A 22,018-nucleotide genomic window follows, 5' to 3' on the forward strand; every position below is an offset into this window, starting at 1 on the left:
GCACCCACCACGCGCTACGGTCCCCCACCGAGGCGGTAGGGGACCGATCGGGCTCGGCTCAGTTCGAGGCGATCCCGCAGATCAGGCCGCCCGCGCCGCGAGCGCAGACGTCCGCCTTCCCGTCCTTGTTCAGGTCGAGGTAGTGGAAGGTCCCCCAGTAGCCAGGGGACGAGTTCCAGCCATGCTCGTCCGGATAGCTGATCGACCACGCGGTGGACTCTCCGAAGGTGGTGCCGTCGGACACCGCGCAGAAGAGCGCGCTGGTTCCACGCCCGCACACGTCCGCCTTGCCATCCCCGTTCACGTCCGGGAAGCGCAGCGTCTGCCAGTACGCCGGAGTGGAGCCCCAGTTGTTGTCGTCCCCGAAGCCCACCGACCACCGCTTGTAGTCCGTGAAGGCCGTGCCGGTGGAGAGCGTGCAGTACACGCCATCCGTGCCGCGGCCGCACAGGTCCGCCCGCGAGTCGCCGTTGACGTCCACGTACTGGAGCGTCTGCCAGTACTTCGGATCATCTTTCCAGTACGTGGCGTTGCTGAAGGACGGAGTCCAGAGGGAGAGGGAGCCAAAGCGGGAGCCGTTGGAGAGCCCGCACACGATGCCGTCGCCTGCTCGGCCACACACGTCCGCCGAGCCATCGCCGTTCAAGTCCGGGAAGCGCAGCGTCTGCCAGTGGTGGGCCTGCTGCCCCCAGCCGGTAGCGTCCGCGTAGCCGTAGCCCCAGAGGGTGGCCGCGCTGAAGCCCGTGCCCGTCGACAGCGCGCAGTACGCCCCATCCGTGCCGCGGCCGCAGAGGTCCGCCCGCTTGTCGCCGTTGATGTCCGCGAACTGCAGCGTCTGCCAGTATCGAGGGTCGCTTCCCCAGAAGGTCGAGTCGCTGAACTCGCTGGTCCACAGCGCCGGAGTGTCGAAGGCCGTACCCGTGGACAGCGCACACACCATGCCGGAGTCGCTGCGGCCGCACACGTCGGTCTTCCCATCAGCGTTGAGGTCGGCCAGCTTCACCGTCTGCCAGTACTTCGGGTCTGCGCCCCAGCCCAGCGAGTCTCCAAACTGACTCGACCACTGGGTCATGGCGCCAAAGCCCGCTCCGGTCGACAGCACGCAGAACATGCCATTGCCAGCACGGCCACACATGTCCTGGAAGCCGTCACCGTTGAGGTCCCCGGACTGAAGGGTCTGCCAGAACTTCGGAGCCGAGCCCCAGCCCTGCACGTCGTTGTAGTCCCTGCTCCAATAACTCATGTCGTGGAAGCCAGGCGGACGCGGCGGATTGGGCGGCGGCGTCACCAACGAGCAGACCAGCCCCTCCTTGGAGCGCATGCAGATGTCGGCGCGCCCGTCCTTGTTCAGGTCGAGGTAGTGCGTCGTCCCGTAGTACTGCGGACCCTGGGTCCAGCCCTCGGAGTTGTTGTAGCGCGCGGTCCACTCGGTCACCGTCCCGAAGGTCGTGCCCGTGGACAGGGCGCAGAGCACCCCATTGCCACCGCGGCCACACACGTCCGCCTTGCCATCTCCGTTGATGTCCGGGAAGCGCAGCGTCTGCCAATGGTACGCTTGGCCCCAACCGGAGTTGTCTCCGTAATCCGTCGTCCAGCGGAAGAACTGCCCGAAGGCCGAGCCGGTGGAGAGCATGCAGTACACGCCATCCGTGCCACGGCCGCACAGGTCCGCCCGCTTGTCCCCGTTGAGGTCCACGTACTGGAGCGTCTGCCAGTACTTCGGATCATCCTCCCAATACGTGGAGTTGCTGAAGGACCGGGTCCAGAAGGAGAGGGAGCCAAAGCGGGTGCCGTCGGACAGCCCGCACACCATGCCGTCGCCACCGCGGCCACACACGTCCGCCAGGCCATCGCCGTTCAGGTCCGGGAAGCGCAGCGTCTGCCAGTGGTGGGCCTGCTGCCCCCAGCCGGTGGCGTCCGCGTAGCCGTAGCCCCAGAGGGTGGCCGCGCTGAAGCCCGTGCCCGTCGACAGCGCGCAGTACGCCCCATCCGTGCCGCGGCCGCAAACATCTGCCTGCTTGTCGCCATTGACGTCCGCGAACTGCAGCGTCTGCCAATACCGAGGATTGCTCGCCCAGAAGGTCGAATCGCTGAACTCGCTGGTCCACAGGGCCGGGGGGGCGAAGGCCGTACCCGTGGACAGGGCACACACCAGACCCGCTCCGCTGCGGCCGCACACGTCGGCCTTTCCATCGGCGTTGAGGTCGGCCAGCTTTACCGTCTGCCAGTACTTCGGGTCTGCACCCCAGCCCAGCGAGTCTCCGAACTGGCTCGACCACTGGGTCATGGGGCCAAAGCCCACGCCGGTCGACAGCACGCAGAACACGCCATTGCCGGCACGGCCACACATGTCCTGGTTGCCATCTCCGTTGAGGTCCCCGGACTGAAGGGTTTGCCAGAACTTCGGAGCCGAGCCCCAGCCCTGCACGTCGTTGTAGTCCGTGGTCCACAGCCGGGTGTCCACGAAGGTGGAGGGCGGCGGGGGACCCTCGGGCGGCGGGCTGATGAGCGAGTAGAGCAGCCGGTTGGACGAGCCCTTCGGGTCCGTCACCACGTTGGGGGTGCTGCCATCGAGAATGGCCTTGGCCACGTCGGCTTGCTTCGCCGTGGGGCGCTTCTCCAGGAAGAGCGCGGCCACTCCCGCCACGTGCGGCGCCGCCATCGAGGTACCGCTGATGGTCTTCGTCGCGTCATTGCCCGTGTACCAGGGGGAGGTGATCTGCACGCCCGGGGCGAACAGGTCCACGCACGAGCCCCAGTTGGAGAAGCTGGCACGCTGGTCGAGATTGTTGGAGGCGCCCACGGTGAGCGCCTCGGGGGTGCGCGCGGGACTGACGGTGCAGGCGTCCACGTCCGAGTTGCCGGCGGCGAGCACATAGGTGACTCCTGCCGCGATGGACCTGCGGATCGCATCATCCATCAGCCCGTAGGCACCACCGCCCAGGCTCATGTTGACCACCGCGGGCTTGACGTGGTTCGCCGTCACCCAGTTGATGCCCTGGATGACGCCGCTGATCGCGCCGCCGCCGGTACAGCCCAGCACACGCACCGCGTAGAGGCGCGTGCCCTTGGCCACCCCCCATTTCGAGCCGCCAATGGTGCCCGCCACGTGGGTGCCATGGCCGTTGCAGTCCTCGGTGCCCTTGCCGTCGTTGATGGCTGTGAAGCCCGGCATCACCCGCCCGCCAAAGTCCACGTGGGTGGAGCGGATGCCCGTGTCGAGGACGTACACGTTGACTCCCTGCCCGGTGCTCGTCTGCTCGTAGCGGGCATTGAGCGCTCGGGCGCGCTCGTCGATGCGGTCCAGGCCCCAGGTCGCGCCGGTCTGGGTCGCCGTCAGCCGGACATACCCGTCCTGGCCGACGGACTGCACGCGGACGTCCCCGGCAATGGCCAGGGCCGTGGCATCATCCATCCTGTAGCCCAGGAAGCCGCGCACGCTGCCCTCGTACAGGTCGGAGACGAGGCCTCCGTGCCTGGCGGTGAGCTCGGCCGCCACCTTGGCCACGTCCCGCTCTCCCACCAGGGCCTCGTCGAAGAAGAAGAGGTACTGGCCGGGGATGGGGTTCTCCGGTTCAACGAGCTCGAGAGGAGGCCGGCCAACGCCAGGATCCTCCGGGAGGGGGTCCACTCCCTCGCTGCCACAAGCGGCGAGGACCAGGAAGAGGGGCAGAGAGAGTCTCGCGGCCTGTTCATACAGGGCCGCCATGAGCGATTCGCGGGGTGGGGTCATGGGGTAGCCAGCTCCGTTCCAGGAGCGCTTCGGGCGAGGCGGAAGCTTCGCCAAGGTCTGTCCCCGAGCTGACTGCAAGCCGCACACCAGTACTGGTCCCTCCTGGGCTGGCGCTTTCGACGTGAATCCGCGGGCAGGTTGACGTGTCAGCGGGCGGAGTGACGTGTCAGCGGGCGGGGTGACGTGTGTCAGCCCATGCTCTCTGCCAAGCGGCTGGAGCGCGCCGCCGAGGAACGCTACGGCTTGGGCTTGGGCGTCCGACGGATGGGCTCAGCGCCAAGCTCGATGGTCACGGGCTTCGACTCCAGCCGACAGTTGTCCGGAGAGAAGTGGTTGGTGTGCGAGAACCGCACCGTCAGCCGATGCTTGCCGGGAGGCACGGGGTAGTCCGACGAGAGCTCGATCCCCGTGCGGTAGTCCGCTCCAGGCTTCAGCTCGATGAATCGGCCGGGAGGGGCCCGTTTGGCCATCATCCCGCGATAGGGGATGGGCTTGCCGTCGACCTCGACGTCGAAGAGGTCGTTCGAGAGCATGCCCTTCTCGGCAACGCTGGGCCCGTCGAGCTTGAGCGGTCGCGTGAGCGTGTTGGAGATCTTCAGCTCCACGGAGTACTTCCATCCGTCCGGGCCAGGGCTCGCCTCGACGACGCGGACCTCGACAGGCCAGGTCAGCAGTTTCGCCTGTCGCGTCTTCAGATCGACCCGGTGGCGCACGCCACACTCGTCCTCGATGAGCATCGCCTCGTTGCTCGAGTCGAGCGTCATCGACGCGAAGTACACCTCCTGTACGTCGGTCTCCACCTCCTCGTTGATGAGGTACCTGTAGACCTCGACCTGCCAGAGCGGCTTTCCGGACTGCGCATCGACCGCGAAGAGCACGCCCCGGTGTGACCACCGCGACTCGTAACGGACGCCGTCCCGGGTGATGGGGGCGATGACAGGGGGAGCAGGCCTGGACATGGGGACATCCTCCTCCAATTCGTCTTATGCGTGCTCCTGTCCAGGTCGGCCGCTTCCGGACCTTGGGTGGATTCCAGTGACACGCTCGATACACGATGCCGCTGTAGTGCTGAATTCACAGCGAGGGGACGGTCTAGGAAATAAATTAAGCGGAATATGCCAACCCCCAAGCTGTTGTCGTCTTCCTTTGGCCGCGCAGTTTTGCTGGCGGCCTTGACGCTCATGGTCGCCCCCGCATGCGGGGAGAGTGAGCCCACCGACTCCGGACTCTCCACCCAGGAGCGGCAGCAGTTGGAGCAGCACATCTCGGAGCTGGAGGCTCAGGTCCGCGAACTGGAGGCCCAGGTCGCTCGGCAGCAGGAGGACGCCGCTACCTCCGAGAAGGAGAAGGCGGAGATGACCGCGCAGATGAAGACCCTGCGTGAGGATCTCGCCGAGGCGCGTGCCCTGCTGGAGACCCAGGACTGGCAGGGAGTCCTCGTCCGGCTCGAGGCGGCGCAGGCGGAGATTGCCTCCCTCGAGACGCGAATCGCGGGTCTGGACGGCAGCATGGAGTTCACCGCGGCGCTGAGCTTCGGCAATGAGCCCTTCGCACTGGATCAGCAGTACACCCTGTCGACGGGAGAGAAGCTCACCTTCACCGAGCTGCGCTACTGGCTCTCCAACATCAAGCTCCTGAAGCAGGACGGCACCTCGGTGGCGCTGCCGGGCAGCTACTACCTCATGGAGCTCCTCAAGGAGCAGTACGTGGAGGGAGGCAACCAGTCCGGTTCGACGCCGCAGCCGATGCTCCCCGCCAATCGCCGTGAGCAGGTGAACGTGGCCGCGGTGCCTGCCGGTGTCTATACCGGCATCGAGTTCAGCATCGGCGTGGATCCCACCCACAATGACAACCTGAGCCTGCAGGCCGGTGAGCTGCACATGCTCAGGAACATGACGACCGTGACCTGGATGTGGTTCACCAGCTACATCTTCACCAAGACCAAGGGCCAGTACGTCGCCGTCGACGGAACCAGTAACACCTTCGGCTGGGAGACGGGCACCAACAATGATTTCCGCACCACGCGGCAGACCTTTGCCGCCCCGGTCTCCGTGGGCGCGCACAAGCGGCTGCGGGTAAGCCTTCGCGCGGACGTTGCCAAGCTCTTCACGGTGCTGAGCCCCTCGACCACGCCCACCATCAATGTCGGCCAGGCGGACGCTCGCGCGACGCTGTCGAATGGCTTCAGGGACATGTTCACGCTGGTGTCCGTGGAGAACCCGAATCGGTGGTGAGCCCTCGCCCGCGTCGGTGGACGGCCGCGTGGCTCCTGCTGCCCGTCCTGCTGGGCGCGTGCGGCGGAGAGTCCGGCGGAGGGCCCTCTCCCGCCCCGGAGAGTGATGCCCCCCGTGCCCTGCCCGCGGGCTTCACCACCCTCCCGACGCTCCAGGGCAATCCCCTCACACCCGAGGGGGTCTCCCTGGGGCGCTGGTTGTTCCATTCCCCCGTGTTGTCGAGCACCGGGCAGGTCTCCTGCGCCACCTGCCATCCCCAGGCGCACGCCTTCGCGCATGACACCCCCCTCACGCGGCGCGGGGTGAGCGGCCGGCCACTGGCACGACATACTCCGGCGCTCATCAATCTCGCCTGGACGGGAGAGCTCTTCTGGGATGGGGGCGTGAAGAACCTGGAGTCTCTCTCTCTCGCTCCCCTCACACACCCGGACGAGCTCGGGCAGGCCGATCTGGCCGGGCTGCTGGAACGGCTGGCCTCGCAGCCCGAGGCCGTGCGGCGCTTCGAGGCCGCCTTCGGTCCGGAAGGGCTGTCCCTGGGCAACCTCCTCCGGGCGCTCGCCCAATTCCAGCGGACGTTGGTGTCCGCGGACTCCCGCTATGATCGATGGCGGCGCGGTGAACAGGGCGGGGTGCTGAGCCACCAGGAGCAAGCGGGGTTCGAGCTCGTGCAGCGGCGCTGCGGGCCATGTCACGGCACGGAGCTCTTCACGGACAATGCGTTCCACAACAATGGCTTGGATTCCCACTTCGGCGCGGGAGAGGACGTGCGCCGGGGGCGGGGCCGGGTCACCCAGAGGGCCGAGGACGACGGGCGCTACAAGACGCCCACGCTTCGAAACGTGGCCCGCTCGGCGCCCTACATGCACGATGGCCGCTTTGCCACGCTGGACGCGGTGCTGGAGCACTACCGGCACGGCATGGTGCCCTCGGCCACGCTGGAGCCGCTCTTCCAACGCGGCTCCGCGCCGCCGGGCCTGAGCCTGGAGGACGGTGAGAAGGCCGCCATCCTCGCCTTCCTCGAGACGCTGACGGACGAGTCCTTCCTCACCGACTCCAGGCTGGGGCCTCCCGAGGCCCCGTAGGCCTCAGGGCGAAGCGAAGGGATCCGAGAAGCGCGGGTTGCTCAGGAACTCCGTATCAGTCAGCGCCTCCAAGAAGGCCAGGAGGTCTGCCTTCTCCTGCTCCGTCAATGTGAAGCCTCTCACGAAGCCGCTCTGCATGGGGCTGAGTGGGCCGCCCTGGCGCAGGCGCGCCTTGCCCCCGGCGGCATAGTGGTCAATCACTTCCGAGAGCGTCGCGATGCTGCCGTCGTGCATATACGGAGCCGTGACGGCGATGTTGCGCAGCGAGGAGGCTCGGAAGCGCCCCATGTCCTCTCGCTGCCCCGTCAGCTCGATCACCCCCGGATCCTCGGCGGGATAGGCGCCCTGACCGTCCTCGTTGTAGAGGCCGGTGTTGTGGAAGGCCTGGACGGGTGTCGCGGTGAGCGAGGTGGCCGACGCATCCAGGAAGTTGAAGCCGGAGTGGCAGTGATTGCACTCCAGGCGCTCGGACATGAAGAGATCCATGCCGCGCACCGCTGCGGGGGAGAGGGCGCCTGCTTCGCCCCGGTAGACATATCGATCATACGGAGAGTTGCCGGAGATCAGCGTGCGCTGGAAGGAGGCCAGGGCACGCGTGAGGGAGGCAAGGGACACCGGCTCGGCTTCTCCAGGGAAGGCCTCCGCGAAGCGGGAGACGAGCTCCACGTCTGACCGCAGACGCTCCAGCAGTTCCTCCTGTCGGTCTCCGAACCCCAGCTCCACCGGCTCTTTGCCAAACAGAGGCGTCAGGGCCTGGAGCTCCAGGGTCGTCAGGGACGGGTTCGCCCAGGTGAGGCTCGTGGCGTAGGCGACGTTGATCAGCCCCTGGGCATTGCGACGGTGGACCTCCCCTGTGCTGCCCAAGGCATTCTTGCGGCCATCCGTGAAGGCCAGGTTCTGAAAGTGGCAGGAGCCGCACGACTGGGTGCCATTGAGCGACAGGCGCGTGTCATAGAAGAGGTGCCGACCGAGCTCGACCTTCGCCTCCGTCATCGGGTTGTCCGCCGGGACACGAGGCTTGGGGAAGCCCATGGGCAGTTGCCAGTCATACGTATCTGGCTCCGGCTCTGGCTCCGGCTTCGAGTCGCCGCAGCCCGCTCCCAGCAAGGCCGCCGTCGTCACCACTCCCATCCACCGGTGCATGCGTGAAGTCATGGGGTTCACCTATTCCACCCGGATGAAGGATTGAGACGCCGGCGGGGGCGCGCTCGTGTCCATGGAGAGCCCCAGCTGGTGGAACATGGGAGTGCAGTCCGGATCCTCCTTCTGCGACATGCAGCCGATGGAGGTGTTGGTCACCTCCGCGTTGGTATCCAGGTTGGCATTGGTGAAGAGGGTGGCCAGATCCAGCACGACCTTGCTCTTGTCGAGCTCAAACCCGTCCAGGGAGATTTCAGGGCGGTTGGGGAAGGTGCAGCCGGCGGAGCCCGTGGTCTGCCCGGGGGGAGGGCCCGCACAGTCCGTGCTGCCCAGGTGCATGAAGTGGCCAGCCTTCAGGCCCGTCGTGCGCCCATCGACGCGAAGGAAGAGGTAGCCGGTGCGCCACCCCCAGAAGAGCGTCGGATCATTGAGGGGCGTCGGCGCGGTGGAGACGTCCTGGTGGTTCAGAGCGGAGGGCAGGCCCACCCGGAAGCGCAGGCCTCGGTAGTTCCCCGCGGGCACGGTGCCCACCACTTGCGTGCGGATCTTCTTCGTCCCGTTGGTGCATAGCCCTGTCTTGTCCTCGAAATCGAGAAAGGCAGCGCCATCGACCTGCCACTCGCCATCGTTCGTCAGGGTGACAGGCACCTCCTGGCCCGTGTCCGAGACGAGCCGGACATCGTGGAGGTACATGCGAAAGTCCATGGGCTCGTACGTCGTCCCCGTCGCGCCCAGCCCTGGATACGACTGCCCGCAGGCAAAGGGCTTGTCGCCCACCCGCGCCTCGAAGGGGATGCTGATATCGGTCGGAGGAGGAGGAGGTTCTGGGAGCGTGGGTTCCTCGTCCCCACAGCCAGTAGCGCAGAGGACGACGAGAGGGAGCAGGAAGGTCAACCGAGCAGACAGCAACACCATGTCAAGAGCTCCTCTGGGATGGAAGAGCCGCGATACATAATGCTCGGAGTGAATGACCGCAGCAGCATGTCTGATGTTTCAATGGAACTACCGTTGTGCCGGGGAGACATAAGGCGTCTCGTCGGCATCGATCGCGGCCTGAAGATTGCCGAACCCGCGATCGTAGCCTCGGTACCATGCGGTATAGTTCCCTCCCGCACGCTCGGCGTTTGCTCGAGGAGTCCTCGCGAATGTGGCAGACCGTCGTGACCCGGATAGGGCTTGCTCTGACGCTCGCGCTCGCCGCGGGCTGCTTCGAGTCCGTTTCGCCCATCCCCAGTTCGCCTGAGCCTGAGCCTGAGCCCGGTCCCGGTCCTGCTCCTGAACCCAAGCCTGAGCCCGAGCCCAAGCCCCTGCCCACCATGAGCACCATGAGCCTGCCGCGCCACCTGCACATGGCGGTGTTGCTGGCCTCTGGATCGGTGCTCGTCTCGGGAGGGCATGACAGCGCCTCGGACGCTTCGAAGCGGACCGCGGAGCTCTATGATCCGACTACGAACACCTGGACGCAGACAGGCTCCATGAGCTTGCCGCGAGCCTCCCATACCGGAGTGCTGCTGCCCTCGGGGAAGGTGCTGGTCATGGGAGAGGGTTCGCTTTCCCCGACGGCCGAACTCTATGACCCGGCCGAGCGGCGCTGGGTCCCCACGGGAGCCATGGGCATTGGCCGCAAATCCACTCGAGCCCTGGTGTTGTCGACGGGGAAGGTGCTCGTCGCGGGAGGCGACCCAGGTGACCCCAACAAGCCCGGCAATGCCGAGCTGTACGACCCAGCCACGGGGAGCTGGGCCGCGACGGACCCGAGCCCGACGCGCTCACTCAATCCCGAGATGGTGTTATTGGCCTCGGGCAAAGCGCTCTTCGTCGGAGGGAGCTACAGGGACCTCCGTGCCCAGGCGGACCTGTATGATCCGGTCAGCGGCACCTGGAGCAGCGCGCGTCCGATGGCGGAGGCCCGTCAAGGCCACACGGCCACGTTGCTGCCCTCGGGCCAGGTGCTCGTCACAGGAGGGTACGCCTGGAACACGCTGGCCACGGCCGAGCTGTACGACCCCCAGAGCGATACATGGAGCAGCGCCCAGCCCATGGCTCAGCCACGCGTGGGGCACACGGCGACGTTGCTGCCCTCGGGGCAGGTGCTCATCGCGGGGGGAAGAGACAATGACGGCGACCTGGCGACCGCGGAGCTGTACGACCCAGCCACGGGGAGCTGGAGTCAGGCGAAGGCGCTGACAGAGGCACGCGGCGCCCACGTGGCCATCTTGTTGCCATCCGGCGAGCTCCTCTTCGTGGGAGGAGTCCGCGACGGACGCGCCCTCGCTACCGTGGAGCGCTACAGCCCGTGAGAGGGGACAGGGGCGCTCATCTGTGCGCCCCTGCCTTTTCTGCCTGGGACTACGGCACGGTGGCGCCCCTGGCCTCGGCGCGCTCCCAGACCTGGATGTAGCCCTCGGCCGAGTTCATCAGCGGATCCAGGTCCTGGCTGCGGAGGCCCTGGCGGCGCAGGTCCGCGATGAAGTCCGGGAGCATGCCCGCGTGCGCCAGGCCATCTTCATTGATGTCGAAGACCTTGTTGCCCACCCCGCTGCGCTCCAGCTTCGCGGGGCTGTTCTCCACCGCGATGCTCAGCGGGTAGCGCGTGCGGGCCACCTGCTGGGCGGAGCGGCCACCGTGGCACGCCTCGCCACCAAAGCGCGGGCCTGGCAAGCCCGCCAGCCCATTGAAGTCCGTGCCGAAGCCCACCGGCATCCCGCTCTGCTGCTGCGTGAGATAGAGGTACGCCTGCGCCCAGCTCTGCGAGGTCTTGCCGCACTGGTGCTCCACCACCGGCTGGCCCGAGCCGCGCCAGGTGGGCACCTCGTCTCGCGAGCCCTGCTCCGCGATGAGCGACACCATGCCCCCCACGCCGCGGATGCGCTGGAGCTGCGCGGCCTTGAGGCTGCCCTCGTGACGCTTGCCGCCGCGGGCCGTGTCGAACAGCGTGGTGTGGCCGCTCACCACCGGGTAGCCGTAGGGCTCCACCATCGCCAGCGTGTCGTCGAAGGCCAGCTTCGACATGTGGTCGATGTCGATGATCATCTTCCGGCGCATCATCCCGCGCACCAGCGTGCGGCCCAGGCTCGTGAGTCCCTGCGCGCCGCAGATGGGCGCCTTGGTGATGTCCCGCTTGTACTCGTAGCCCTCCTGGGAGCAGTCGCGCGAGTCGCCCTCGGTGATGATGTTGATGAGCGCCGAGCCGCCAAAGGCGTTCTGCTTGAAGTGGACGGGGAACAGGTGACGCAGGCCCAGTGCCTGGTAGTAGTCCAGCCGCGACTCCACGTACGCGGCCGTGCATGAGCCGTTGCGGCGACAGTCGAAGAGGTAGTCAACCTCCGCGCCCAGCACCACCGCCAGCTTGCCCTGGGCGATGACGGAGCGAGCCTCCGCGGGCGTCTTCACGATGCGGTACCAGCCCAGCCCCGCGCCGCCGGCCTTCGAGTCGATGTAGCTCTGCATGTTGTAGGCCTCGGCGATCTGCAGATCCACGGCCTCCATGTCCTCGCCGGTGCGGCCTGGCGCCTTCTCCGCGTAGATGGGGAAGCCCAAGAGGTCCTGGTTGTTGACGGCCAGCATCACCATCAGCCGCAGGCCGCCCTGCACGGCGCGGTAGAGCCAGTCCTCGTACATGGACTGGTGCGTGTAGCTGTTCCAGCGCGGCCAGCCGTCGTACTGCGGATGGCCGCCCACCAGGTGCCCCGCGCCGCCGGTGCCGTAGCCCAGGGTGGCCATGATGCTGCCGAAGGAGTCTCGCGTGCCCCCAGGCCCGTGGACGCTGTCGCACCAGGGCAGCGCGTTGGACATGGGACCATAGGCTTTGCCGAAGAAGGCCTTGCCCCCGAAGGCCAGGTTGGCGAACTGGTGCGAGTGCAGATCCGCGAAGCCCTTCGCGGGCGCCTTGCAGTAGCAGGTGACGGCGGTGTCTCCCTGGTCGGCGGCCACATCATCGCAAGACAGACAGGAGCCCGCGTGCGGGCCGCTCGTGACCTGGCCCTTCACGCATGCGCCGCGCTGACCCCAGTTGGCGTCGCGGTTGGCGCAGAAGGCATCGCAGCTCACCGCGCCGTTGTTGCCTGTCTTCGAGAAGGTGCCCGCGGGGGGCGTGGAGTTGCACTCCGTCACGGGGGAGCAGGTGGTGTCGGCCACCTCGAACTCGCCCCACATGCCGGAAGTGCCCTTGTTCACGCAGCGCGTGGGGCGCAGGAAGGTGTAGCCGCCCACGGTGCCGCCAGTGGCCTGGCACGCGCTCTCCCACGACGTGTTGGACGGCACGCTCAGCAATTGCGCTGAGTACTGGCGTCGTCCCGAGTCCGTGCAGCGGTCCTTCTGGAAGGTGCCCCAGTAGGGCGCGGCGATCGCGGAGGAAGCGGTACACAGCATCCACCCCAGCAGGGTGATGCGCGGCAGGCTCGTCATGTGTGGTGGCTCCAAGGCAGGCGGGGCCGAGGCCCCGTCTGACTTCAGCACGGTGTCACCACTCAGTCACTCGGGCATGACGAGCCCTGGGGTTTTCCCTGAGCACACTTCGCCATCCGTGCCTCAGGGAATGTACAACTCCGCCTTCTCGAGCTCGTAGTTGCCATCGACCTTGTATCCCCCCGCGACGAGGACCGTGCCGTTGGGCAACAGCGTCGCCGTGTGCTGTTGGTGAGAGGAGGCCAAGGGGCTGGTAAGGCTCCAGGTGCCCGTGGCCGGGTCGTACACCTCCGCGCTGTCCTCGGGAGCCCCGTAGTCGGCGAACTTCCCCGCGACGAGGACCGTGCCGTTGGGCAGCAGTGTCGCCGTGTGGAAGTAGCGGGCTGAGACCATGGAGCCGGTAGGGCTCCAGGTGCCCGTGGCCGGGTCGTACACCTCTGCCTGGGTGGAGCTACTGCCCCCCGCGATGAGGACCTTGCCGTCGGGCAGCAGCGTCGCCGTGTGGGCATCGCGAGTCGAGGCCATGGAGCCGGTAGAGTTCCAGGTGCCCGTGGTCGGATCGTACAGGACCGCCGTCGCGAGAAGGTTTCCACCGTCCCATCCCCCGACGACGAGGACCTTGCCGTCGGGCAGCAGCGTTGCCGTGTGGGATTCGCGAGTCGAGGGCATGGCGCCGGTAAGGCTCCAGGTGTTCGTAGCCGGGTCATACAGCTCTGCTGTCAGGGGGGAGAAACTGCCCCCGGCGACGAGGACCTTGCCGTTGGGCAGCAGCGTCGCCGTGTGGTGGTTGCGCCGGTTGGTCGTGGAGCCAGCAGGACTCCAGGTGCCTGTGGCCGGGTCATACAGCTCCGCTGCCAGGGGGGCGCTACTGCTGCCCCCGACGACGAGGACCTTGCCGTTGGGCAGCAGCGTCGCCGTGTGATCGGAGCGCTCCGTAGCCATGGAGCCGGTAGGGCTCCAGGTGCCCGTGGCCGGGTCGTACACCTCCGCCGTCCTATAGGCGTGTTCCCACGGCCACTGTTCATCTGGCACCCGCCCTCCGCTGACGAGGACCTTGCCGTCGGGCAGCAGCGTCGCCGCGTGTCGGTAGCGAGGTGAGGTCATGGAGCCCGTTGGGACCCAGCTGCCCGAGGGGGGGACGCAGGTCGGCAGCCCTGTCACCGTGAAGCTCCGGTACGCCGTGCGGCGGAAGGCGTTCATGACGGTGACGGTGATGGAGGGGGGATCGCCGGCGTTGGCACAGGAGGGGGCGGTCCAGGTGAAACGGCTGCGGAAGCTGTCCTGGCTCACGCGCTCCAGCGAGCCTGTATTGGCTTGCCAGAAGAAGGAGAGGTCAGAGCCCTCTGGATCGCTGGCAACCACTTCGTAGGTGATCTCCTGGCCCGGAGTGGCCGTGTCCGAGGATCGGTAGGTGCGGACGATGACGGGAGGGATGTGGTTGGGAGGAGGCGTGTTGCTGATGCACAGGGCGACGGTGCCGGTGTTCAACCCGCCGCGTCCGTCCGAGATCGAGACCGTCAGGCTGCAGTTGTTGCAGGAGCCCGCGGGCAGAACAGAGGGGGTGAACTGAGCAGCGCTGGAGGAGGCATTGCTCCAGGAGCCCGCGCAGGAGGCGCTCCAGGAATAGGAGAGGCTGTCTCCATCCGGGTCGGCAGCCGAGACGGAGACAGAGGTCGTCTGGCCGACGGCCAACTGCGTGGGAGAGGCACCGAGAGAGGCCACCGAGGGGGAGCGATTGAAGGAGATGGACAGCTCCGCCTCGCCCTCGCCGCTGTGGGTGACGTTGATGGCCAGGATCATGCTGGAGGACAGGCCACGTGAGTCCGTTACGACGAAGGTGATGGAGTGAATGCCGATGGAATCCGGCGCTGTCCACCGGGTGAAGCCCTCCGAGAGCGAGGAGAATGAGCCCGCGGTAGCGCTCCACGCATAGGAGAGGGTATCGCCTGGGTTGGGATCATGGGCTGAGGCCCACAGGGAGATGGAGCCGCCCGCGGGCACGGAGGTGGAAGCGGCCGCCAGGGAGTCAATGATCGGGGCCTCATTGTCGAAGGCAGGCGGAGGATTGACCTGCTGAAGAACGATGGCGACGAGGACCGTCTGGTCTTGAGTGACAGTGATGCCAGAGGCGGAACCCTGGAAGAGCAGGGTGCCAGAGGAGTCGAAGGCCTGCGCGAGGAAGGCGCGGTCACTGCCCGCGGGGATGTTGCCGATGATGCCGCCCCAGACACCGTTGGACGGCGCGAGGTCGATGGAGACGGAAGGGATGTCCGGGGCGCTGGAGGTGACGTTGACGCGGGAGATTTCGGAGGAGAGGGATTGGGACACGGAGACGGCGAAGCGTGCCGAGCCGGTGTCGGAGGAAGAGGAAGAGCAGCCAGCCAGAAGCGCCAGAGTGAGCGCCAGCCCAGGGAAAGCGAATGATTTTTTCATAGGGGATTGACCGGCGCGGAGTATTGGGAATGGAGGGAGTCCCGACCATTGTCCCAACAGCCTGTGCTCAGTCCTCTGCTGGACGAGTCTGTCTGGACTCGCGACCACCGCCCCCCGCACCGCTTCGCGGGAGTGAGGAGGGGAAGCGGTGCATGACGGGAGCAATATCCAAGGTCTCCCGTTGGCACGCCATCCCCGTGCCTCGCGAGGGGCGGCCCTCAACGCAGACAGGTCAGGAGCAGGGGCCGCAGTCCAGGCCGCAGTTGTCGGCGGTCCCGCCCGTTCCGCAGCACTCGCTCACCTGACAGACACCGTCCCCACAGGTGTACACGTCCGACGGGCGCAGACGCGAGGTGAGCACCTTGTACGTGATGCCCTGGTAGGTGCAGGTCCGGTAGTAGTTCGCGTCCCGATCCAGGGTGCAGGACAGTTGTTCGCACGAGCCCACCCGGATGATGGGCGCGCATTCGGGATCCACCCCGCTGAGCGTCTGTGACAGGCCACAGCGCCGGGGAGTGCTCTTCTCCGGAGGCAGCGTGTTACGATCGTTGCCCGCGTAGAGCCCCTCGCCGGTGAACAGGTTGCCGAAGAAGCAGGCCTCTCGCGTGGTGTACTCCTCGAGCTCTCCTTTCGCGATGTAGAGGGGGCGGTTGGTCGCCTTGTCTCCCAGGAGCGAGAGCTGGACGTGCATGCCATAGGTATTCACGTGCGCCGCCAGGCACGCCGAGATGAGTTGCTGATCCACGACCGTGGCCGGGTCTCCGGAGGCCCAGTTGTGCGCCAATCCCAACCAACCATTCCAGGTGTAGGTGATGCCCGTGGCGGGATGGGTGTAGCTTTTCTGGACTCCCCAATTCTCCGCGCAATAGACGACGTACTTCATCACCCTGTCGCTCAATGCTGGATCCTGGGAAAACCAGTCAGCGAAGCTCGGAGATGACAAGCCTTGGGCATCCAAGCCGTTGACGACGAGCCCATTGACGACCAGTCCATTGACGACGAGCCCATTGACGACCAGTCCATTGAGCGTCAGTCCATTCGAACCTGCAAGGGATTGCGTGGCGCTGCTCGGGTCTCCATCCTCTCGTGGATTCCACGGCTCCTGGGGGCCACAACTCCAGAGGGCAGCAAGCATCAACACCGCCAGCGGCTTGGATCGCACAGGACGTACTCTCTCGGGCAATTCGTGGTCTTCCGCCCCCCCATTCGAAAGCATTGCCCCAGGCGTCCGAAGGGACCATCTAATGAGAGAATATTCTTATGGGCCTGCATTCATATCGCCCACCGGGGCGGGGCAGGAATGACCTAAGAGGTCTGTGAGGGATTGCCGCGCCGGTCAGGAGCGCGCCGCGGCGGCTGCGCTTCGGGCCAACAAAAGATAGCCGAGGCGGGCTGCTTCACGCTCGATCGCCTCGCACTCCGTGCTGTCCCGAGACAACTCAGCCAAGGCCAGACGTGCCGCGAGCCACACGCTGCGAAGGCCTACCTGGGCGGCCTGCGCGACGAGCCCGTGAAGCCTCCGGGCTTGTGCCTCGCACTCCTGGAGCGTTCCGTCCCTTTTCGCCACCCAGGCTCCTGTGAGGAGGATTGCCGACCGAATCAGCAGGTCCTCGCAGTCCTCCGCGCACTCCTTCGCCTGCGCCAGGGCCTGGCGCGCTCGAGGCACCTCACCCCGGGCAAGCAGGGCCCTGGCTCTCACCGCGTGCGCCAGCCCTTCCTTGTCTCGGCTGCGCAGCGCCGCATGGGAGGAGAGGGCCTGCTCCGCCAGCGCGAGCGACTCCTCCATCCGGTTTTCCTCCAGGGCCAGACGCGCGAGGGCCAGCTCGGACTCGGCCACGAAGGCCCGAATGCCTCGCGCCTGCCGCAGCTCCAGCGCGCGCTCCAACTGCGGCCGGGCCTGCCCCAAGGCGCCGCGCTCCAGCAGCAGCAGGCCCAGCTCGTAGCGCGCCCACGCCTCGATGTAGTCGTCCTGGAATCGTTCCCGGGCCACCTGGCCCGCCTGTTCCAGCAGGCGCTGTGCCTCGTTCAGCTCCCCCCGGTACCCCTGCACCATGCCGAGCACGAGCGTGGCGTGGTTGGCTCCCACGGGCATCTCCAGCCTCTGGTAAAGCTCCAGCGCCTCCAGCGCACGCCTCAGCGCTTCGTTCAGCTCGCCCAGCTGGCAGGCCATCACCCCGGCGCTGGTGAGGACTTGCGCGACCAGCGAGCTCCCCTGGAGCTGGCGGGCCACCCGGAGGGCGCTGAGGAGAATTCCCTCGGCGGAGCGCAGCCGGCCCATGTCCTTGAGCGCGAAGGCATGCACCAGGAGCGCACGAGCCGCGCCACCCCGATCCCCTCCCGACAAGAACAGCCGCTCCGCTTCCTTCAGCAGCTCGACTGCCCGGGCGGGCTCACCCAGGTTGCGCGCGGCGTAGGCCTCGAGGACGAGCGCGGCCGCGGCGAGCTGGGACTGCCCCACCTGTCGCGCCTGGCGCACCGCCTCCTCCGCGCGCCGGCGGGAGGCGACGAAGTTGGAGCTCGCGCTCAGGGCCTCCACCTCGGCCAGGTCGATCCGCACATCCTCTCGCAGCGGCGCGGGCAGCCGGCGCAGCGCGGCGAGCGTCTCCTGAGCCTCGCGCATTCGGCCTGCGGACACCTGGGCTGAGGCCAGCGCAGTGCCGTACTCCACATTGTCGGGGAATCGGCCGAGGAGCGACTGCCAGGCCCCGATGGCCTGCGTCCACTCCGCCTGGGCCTCGTGATGGCGAGCTCGCACCAGCAAGCGCTCCTCTCCCGACAAGCCAGAGGACAGCTCGAAGGCCCGGCGCGCGGCCTCCTTCGCCCGAGAGTCCAGGTGGAGCTGCTGGAAGGCCGCGGCGAGCACGGACCAAGCAGGCGCGTAGGAGGGTTCCCGCTCCAACATGCGCTCCAGCTTCTCCACGGCAGTGGCGGCGTCGTGGCCGCGCGAGGCCGCGAGCCCTTCGGCATAGAGACGCGCCGCCTCGGGATCGGAGGGCAGCACGCCGTGCCGCTCCGGCTCCTGCTCGGCAGAGGGGGCACCCAAGCCCAGCTTCTCTCGGAGCGAGGCACCCGTGCGTGCGACGAGCTCCAGAAGCTCACGCTCTGTCCCCGTCAGGGTCAGGTGGGCCACCGTCTCGGCGGTGGCTACCTCCTGCACGAGCAGACCCAGCCGCAGCGCCGCGCTGTCCCCCTGTCCCACCACGAGGTAGTTGCCCGTGAGCACCAGGTCCGCTCCGGACCAGGCCCGGATGCGGTACAGCGTGTCCTCCGCGAAGCCCTCCTCCTCGGGCAGGGAGAGATCCTTGCGCATGCGCGTCACGCTCTCGCCGGACAGCAGGCGCACCTGACCGCTGGCGGCCAGCTCCGCGGAGACCATCTCTGCCAGGGCGGTGGAGAGCCACGCCGCTTCGCTCCGGCCCGAGAGGTTGCGCGGGGCGAGCACCGCCATCGCACGCCGCGCCACCGGCATCGAGCCCGCCCGGGCCTTGGGACGCGGCGCCGCGAACCCGCTCGAGGAGGCCGAGGGCCCTTCGATGCTCTGGAGCAAGGCGACGGCCTCGGAGGCCGTGGGAAACCGCTGGTGCGGCAGGCGCGCCAGGCAGCGGAGGATGACGCGCTCCCAGGAAGGCGCCAGCTCGGGCACGAGGTCCCGAGGAGAGGGCGGGGGCTCGCGCAGGCGCAGGAGCGCGGTGGCGGCAGCGGTGGACGCCAAGAAGGGCAGGCGGCCCGTGAGCAGCTCGAAGAGCACCACCCCGAAGGAGTAGAGGTCCGACGCCGGCGTCAGCGGCTGGCCCTCCACCTGCTCGGGGGACATATAGCCGGGACTGCCCAGCAACTGTTTGTCCCGGGTGATGCAGGCGTCCTCTTCCAGCACCTCGCCGAGCGCCAGTCCGAAGTCCGTTACCACCGCCCGCGCGTCTCCCAGCGGAGAGCGGGAGGGCACCCGCATCACGTTGCTGCTCTTGAAGTCCCGGTGGATGACCTGGGCGCCGTGGGCCGCATCGAGCGCCGAGGCCATCTGCTCGGCCAGCCGAAGCACCTCGGACGGAGGCAGGCGGCCCTGGCGCGCCAGGTACGCGTGCAGCGTTTCGCCCTCCAGCAACTCCATGGTGAGGAAGGCCACTCCGGTTCCGGCCTCATCCCCGGGGGCGGAGTGCTCTCCAATGTCGAACACCCGGCACACGTGGGGGTGCGTCACCCGGCGCGCCATCCGCAGCTCGCGCTTGAAACGCGCGAGGGACTCTGGCGCGCCAGCCACCTCGGGACGGATGGTCTTGAGCGCCACGTGCTCGTGCAGCGAGAGGTCCTCCACCGCGTAGACCTCGCCCATCGCGCCCGAGGCAAGGAACCGCTCCACCCGGTAGCGCTCGGCCACCACCTCTCCCACGGAGAAGGAGCGGCTGAGCCAGGCAGGAGGTCTCCCTGTCGGGCCTGGTGCCGTGGGGCCCTGATGGATCAGGGTTTTCTCCTGAGAATCTCCTGACGGGGAGTCCATGGCTGAGGACGGGCTCTGCCCTTCTCTGCCTTCGTGTGGCAGCCAGAACTGCACTGTCCCGATTGTACAGGCTGTCTTCCGTTCGTGCGATGCAGGCTCCCCAATCCTTCGGACCCGGCGGCATGCCGGCTTCAGCGATTTACGTGCCTCCGTGCGGGAGAGGCGTTATCGCTCGGGCCCCTTTTTCAATGGAGCACGCACCATGTCCCTGTCGATGTACCAGGCGTCGATCCCCGTCTTCATCCGAATGCTGAGCAACCTCTCCGCGATCCTCGACAAGGCCGTCGCGCATGCCGAGGCGAAGAAGATCGATCCGTCGACCTTCACCAAGGCCCGGCTGGCGCCCGACATGCTTCCCTTCACCTTCCAGATACAGACCGCCAGCGATACGGCGAAGGGCTGCGCGGCGCGCCTGGCGGGAATCGAGGCGCCCAGCTTCGCCGACACCGAGTCCACGTTCCCTGAGTTGAAGGAGCGCATCGCGAAGACCATCGCCTTCTTGCAGAGCGTGAAGGCGGAGCAGATCGACGGCAGCGAGGAGCGCGACGTCACCCTCAAGATGAGGAGAGGGGAGATCCACTTCAAGGGACAGGCCTATCTGCTCACCTTCGCGCTGCCCAACTTCTACTTCCACGTCACCACGGCCTACGCCCTGCTTCGGAACAACGGCGTGGAGATCGGCAAGCAGGACTTCCTCGGCGGCGCGTGACGCTCAGGCGTTGATCTTCTGTCCCAGGATTCTTCCGCCTGTGCTTCACAGTCGAGGAGAAATCCATGGGGCGCCGCATCAGCGATGCACGGAATCGCCCGCTCGCGTCCTGTGTGGACGCGAGCGCTTCCTGAGGAGACGCGATGCCCCCCGCCACCGCAGGTGCGTTCGAGCGAAGCGGGAGGTGTCCGGTAGGTGGCATACACCCTGCACTTGAGGCCAGTGGGTCAGGCAGCGACTCGCCTGACCCGCGAAGCAGCGCACCTTCTCACCTCGTGCTGGGCTCCTGCGCCCAGGAAGGCCTCTTCTTTTTATGAAGCGTTCTCGCCGATCCTTGCTGTTGTCGGGTGCCCTGGGGCTCACGGGCTGCCTGGTGCTGTCCGCCGCCGCGTGCAAGACCACCGACGCCACCACGCCTGCGCCGGAGGTTGGGGACTCCGCGCCGGCGAAGGGCCCCTTCGCCGCCCGCCGCTCCTTCGAACTCAACGCGGTCAACGCCAACCCCTTCGCTGACAACAACGGGCAGATTCCTCCCTCGTCCCAGTACACGGGGCCGCTGTTCCAGCTCAGCCACAACTACCCCACCACCCAGAAGCCGCCGCCGGCCAACCCGCCGTGGATCCAGGCGCTGAAGGGCAAGCCCATCTCGAAGGACAACGCGATCGCCTACGTCAACGCGCTCAAGGACTACATCGCGGCTGACATGAAGACGCTGCTCTACAACTATCCCAGCTGGGATGCCGAGAAGGCGGGCTGGTACAACGAGCCCTGGCTGGCCTCCATTCGCGAGAGCATCCACGGCACCTACGTGGGCTCCGAGTTCCCCGCGAACACCTTCCCCAAGTCCGGGTTGAAAGTGCCCATGACGACGTACGTGCTCACCTATTACGACGAGCTCGCCGCGTACACGCTCGGGCAGGTATGGGGCCAGACGGCGCTGAACCCCACCATCACCCCCACGTCCGGGCAGTTCCCCGAGGGCTCCATCGTCATCAAGGTGGCGCTGACCAGCGCCCTGGCCCAGGACTGGCCGGCGATGGAGGGCGCCTCGCTGTGGCCCGTCTACGTCACGCCTCCCAATGGGCCCTCGAGTGCACCGCCGCAGGTGATGAACACCTCGATCATGCAGTTCGACATCATCGTCAAGGACTCGAAGACGGCGCCCAAGACGGGTTGGGTGTTCTCCACCCTCGTCTACGACAAGAGCGTCCCGGGTGACGCGTGGGCGAAGATGATCCCGCTCGGCGCCATGTGGGGCGACGACCCCAACGTCAACTCGACGCAGAACCCGGGCGCGCCACTGTCGGAGACGGTCATCAACCCGGTGGCGCCGGTGTACTCGACCGAGACGCTCGGCTGGGGCGGCCGGCTCTCGGGCCCGAACGATGGCGCCGTGGTGGCCCCGGCCTACTACAACGGCCAGCAGTATCCGGCTGTCGCGGCCTCGTCCTGTATGAGCTGCCACAGCGTGTCCGAGTGGCCGATGAAGACCTTCCTGCTCCCCAGCCCGACGAATCCGCCGAAGACCGTGGGTGACGCGCTCGTCATCGAGGTGCCGGGCTCGGAGGGCTGGATGAAGTGGTTCCAGGATCAGCCGGGCAATGTGCCGCTGGACCCTGGGACCGTGGCCTTCGACTTCGACATGGTCTTCACCTTCAAGTCGTTGCCGGCCTGGCAGCGAGCGATGCAGGGCAAGAGCTCCATGGGCGCCTTCGAGGCGGCGGATGCCATCCGGGGCGAGCCGGCCGTCAACCCGCTCGATCTCAAGTACAACGGGCAGTAGCC

At 67.2% G+C, this 22,018-nt stretch carries 13 protein-coding genes; 5 read left to right on the forward strand and 8 right to left on the reverse strand.

All coding sequences use genetic code 11. The features are described from left to right. Nucleotides 1–58 precede the first annotated feature (58 nt). Nucleotides 59–3,733: a S8 family serine peptidase gene (locus SYV04_RS28330; RefSeq protein ID WP_321549062.1), complete on the reverse strand. Its 3,675-nt coding sequence runs from the start codon at nt 3,731–3,733 to the stop codon at nt 59–61. A 236-nt stretch (nt 3,734–3,969) separates the two neighbouring features. Beyond that, complete coding sequence (locus SYV04_RS28335) at nt 3,970–4,692, reverse strand: hypothetical protein (protein WP_321549063.1); 723 nt, start codon at nt 4,690–4,692, stop codon at nt 3,970–3,972. Nucleotides 4,693–4,914: 222 nt separating this feature from the next. Between SYV04_RS28335 and SYV04_RS28340 the strand changes: the two genes are divergently transcribed. Further along, nucleotides 4,915–5,967 (forward strand): MbnP family protein, encoded by a 1,053-nt coding sequence (locus SYV04_RS28340; RefSeq protein ID WP_321549064.1) that lies wholly within the window; start codon nt 4,915–4,917, stop codon nt 5,965–5,967. Then, nucleotides 5,964–7,049, forward strand: a complete 1,086-nt coding sequence (locus SYV04_RS28345) for a cytochrome-c peroxidase (protein ID WP_321549065.1) — start codon at nt 5,964–5,966, stop codon at nt 7,047–7,049. The genes SYV04_RS28340 and SYV04_RS28345 overlap by 4 nt, the downstream gene beginning before the upstream one ends. Before the next feature lie 3 nt (nt 7,050–7,052). On the opposite strand, the gene SYV04_RS28350 is transcribed toward SYV04_RS28345, so the two are convergent. Next, a complete protein-coding gene (locus SYV04_RS28350) occupies nt 7,053–8,204 on the reverse strand; it encodes a methanobactin export MATE transporter MbnM (protein ID WP_321549066.1) in 1,152 nt (383 codons plus the stop codon). A gap of 9 nt (nt 8,205–8,213) precedes the next feature. Next, on the reverse strand, nt 8,214–9,104 hold the full coding sequence (locus tag SYV04_RS28355) for an MbnP family copper-binding protein (protein ID WP_321549067.1): 891 nt from the start codon (nt 9,102–9,104) through the stop codon (nt 8,214–8,216). 410 nt (nt 9,105–9,514) lie between these two features. On the opposite strand from SYV04_RS28355, the gene SYV04_RS28360 reads away from it, so the two are divergent. After that, nucleotides 9,515–10,489, forward strand: a complete 975-nt coding sequence (locus SYV04_RS28360) for a Kelch repeat-containing protein (protein ID WP_321549068.1) — start codon at nt 9,515–9,517, stop codon at nt 10,487–10,489. Nucleotides 10,490–10,538: 49 nt separating this feature from the next. Here SYV04_RS28360 and SYV04_RS28365 read toward each other — a convergent pair whose 3' ends face one another. The 4 genes from SYV04_RS28365 to SYV04_RS28380 form a co-directional block, all read right to left on the reverse strand. Further along, a complete protein-coding gene (locus SYV04_RS28365) occupies nt 10,539–12,596 on the reverse strand; it encodes a membrane dipeptidase (RefSeq protein ID WP_321549069.1) in 2,058 nt (685 codons plus the stop codon). A 123-nt stretch (nt 12,597–12,719) separates the two neighbouring features. Then, the gene (locus SYV04_RS28370) at nt 12,720–15,029 is read right to left on the reverse strand and encodes a Kelch repeat-containing protein (RefSeq protein ID WP_422723980.1); all 2,310 of its coding nucleotides are present in this window, start codon (nt 15,027–15,029) and stop codon (nt 12,720–12,722) included. A 232-nt stretch (nt 15,030–15,261) separates the two neighbouring features. After that, nucleotides 15,262–16,191, reverse strand: a complete 930-nt coding sequence (locus tag SYV04_RS28375) for a hypothetical protein (RefSeq protein WP_321549071.1) — start codon at nt 16,189–16,191, stop codon at nt 15,262–15,264. A gap of 174 nt (nt 16,192–16,365) precedes the next feature. Continuing rightward, the gene (locus SYV04_RS28380; protein WP_321549072.1) at nt 16,366–19,404 is read right to left on the reverse strand and encodes a protein kinase domain-containing protein; all 3,039 of its coding nucleotides are present in this window, start codon (nt 19,402–19,404) and stop codon (nt 16,366–16,368) included. A gap of 322 nt (nt 19,405–19,726) precedes the next feature. Between SYV04_RS28380 and SYV04_RS28385 the strand changes: the two genes are divergently transcribed. Further along, complete coding sequence (locus tag SYV04_RS28385) at nt 19,727–20,233, forward strand: DUF1993 domain-containing protein (RefSeq protein ID WP_321549073.1); 507 nt, start codon at nt 19,727–19,729, stop codon at nt 20,231–20,233. 313 nt (nt 20,234–20,546) lie between these two features. Then, nucleotides 20,547–22,016 (forward strand): hypothetical protein, encoded by a 1,470-nt coding sequence (locus SYV04_RS28390; protein ID WP_321549074.1) that lies wholly within the window; start codon nt 20,547–20,549, stop codon nt 22,014–22,016. Nucleotides 22,017–22,018 lie beyond the last annotated feature (2 nt).

It is taken from the genome of Hyalangium ruber, from assembly GCF_034259325.1.
GTDB classification, from domain to species: Bacteria; Myxococcota; Myxococcia; order Myxococcales; family Myxococcaceae; genus Hyalangium_A; species Hyalangium_A rubrum.

Bases quoted from the DNA above. Each gene is read 5' to 3' on its own strand.
- SYV04_RS28330 (WP_321549062.1), bottom strand. From the start codon at position 3,733: ATGACCCCACCCCGCGAATCGCTCATGGCGGCCCTGTATGAACAGGCC.
- SYV04_RS28335 (WP_321549063.1), bottom strand. From the start codon at position 4,692: ATGTCCAGGCCTGCTCCCCCTGTCATCGCCCCCATCACCCGGGACGGC.
- SYV04_RS28340 (WP_321549064.1), top strand. From the start codon at position 4,915: ATGGTCGCCCCCGCATGCGGGGAGAGTGAGCCCACCGACTCCGGACTC.
- SYV04_RS28350 (WP_321549066.1), bottom strand. From the start codon at position 8,204: ATGACTTCACGCATGCACCGGTGGATGGGAGTGGTGACGACGGCGGCC.
- SYV04_RS28355 (WP_321549067.1), bottom strand. From the start codon at position 9,104: ATGGTGTTGCTGTCTGCTCGGTTGACCTTCCTGCTCCCTCTCGTCGTC.
- SYV04_RS28360 (WP_321549068.1), top strand. From the start codon at position 9,515: ATGAGCCTGCCGCGCCACCTGCACATGGCGGTGTTGCTGGCCTCTGGA.
- SYV04_RS28365 (WP_321549069.1), bottom strand. From the start codon at position 12,596: ATGACGAGCCTGCCGCGCATCACCCTGCTGGGGTGGATGCTGTGTACC.
- SYV04_RS28370 (WP_422723980.1), bottom strand. From the start codon at position 15,029: ATGAAAAAATCATTCGCTTTCCCTGGGCTGGCGCTCACTCTGGCGCTT.
- SYV04_RS28385 (WP_321549073.1), top strand. From the start codon at position 19,727: ATGTCCCTGTCGATGTACCAGGCGTCGATCCCCGTCTTCATCCGAATG.
- SYV04_RS28390 (WP_321549074.1), top strand. From the start codon at position 20,547: ATGAAGCGTTCTCGCCGATCCTTGCTGTTGTCGGGTGCCCTGGGGCTC.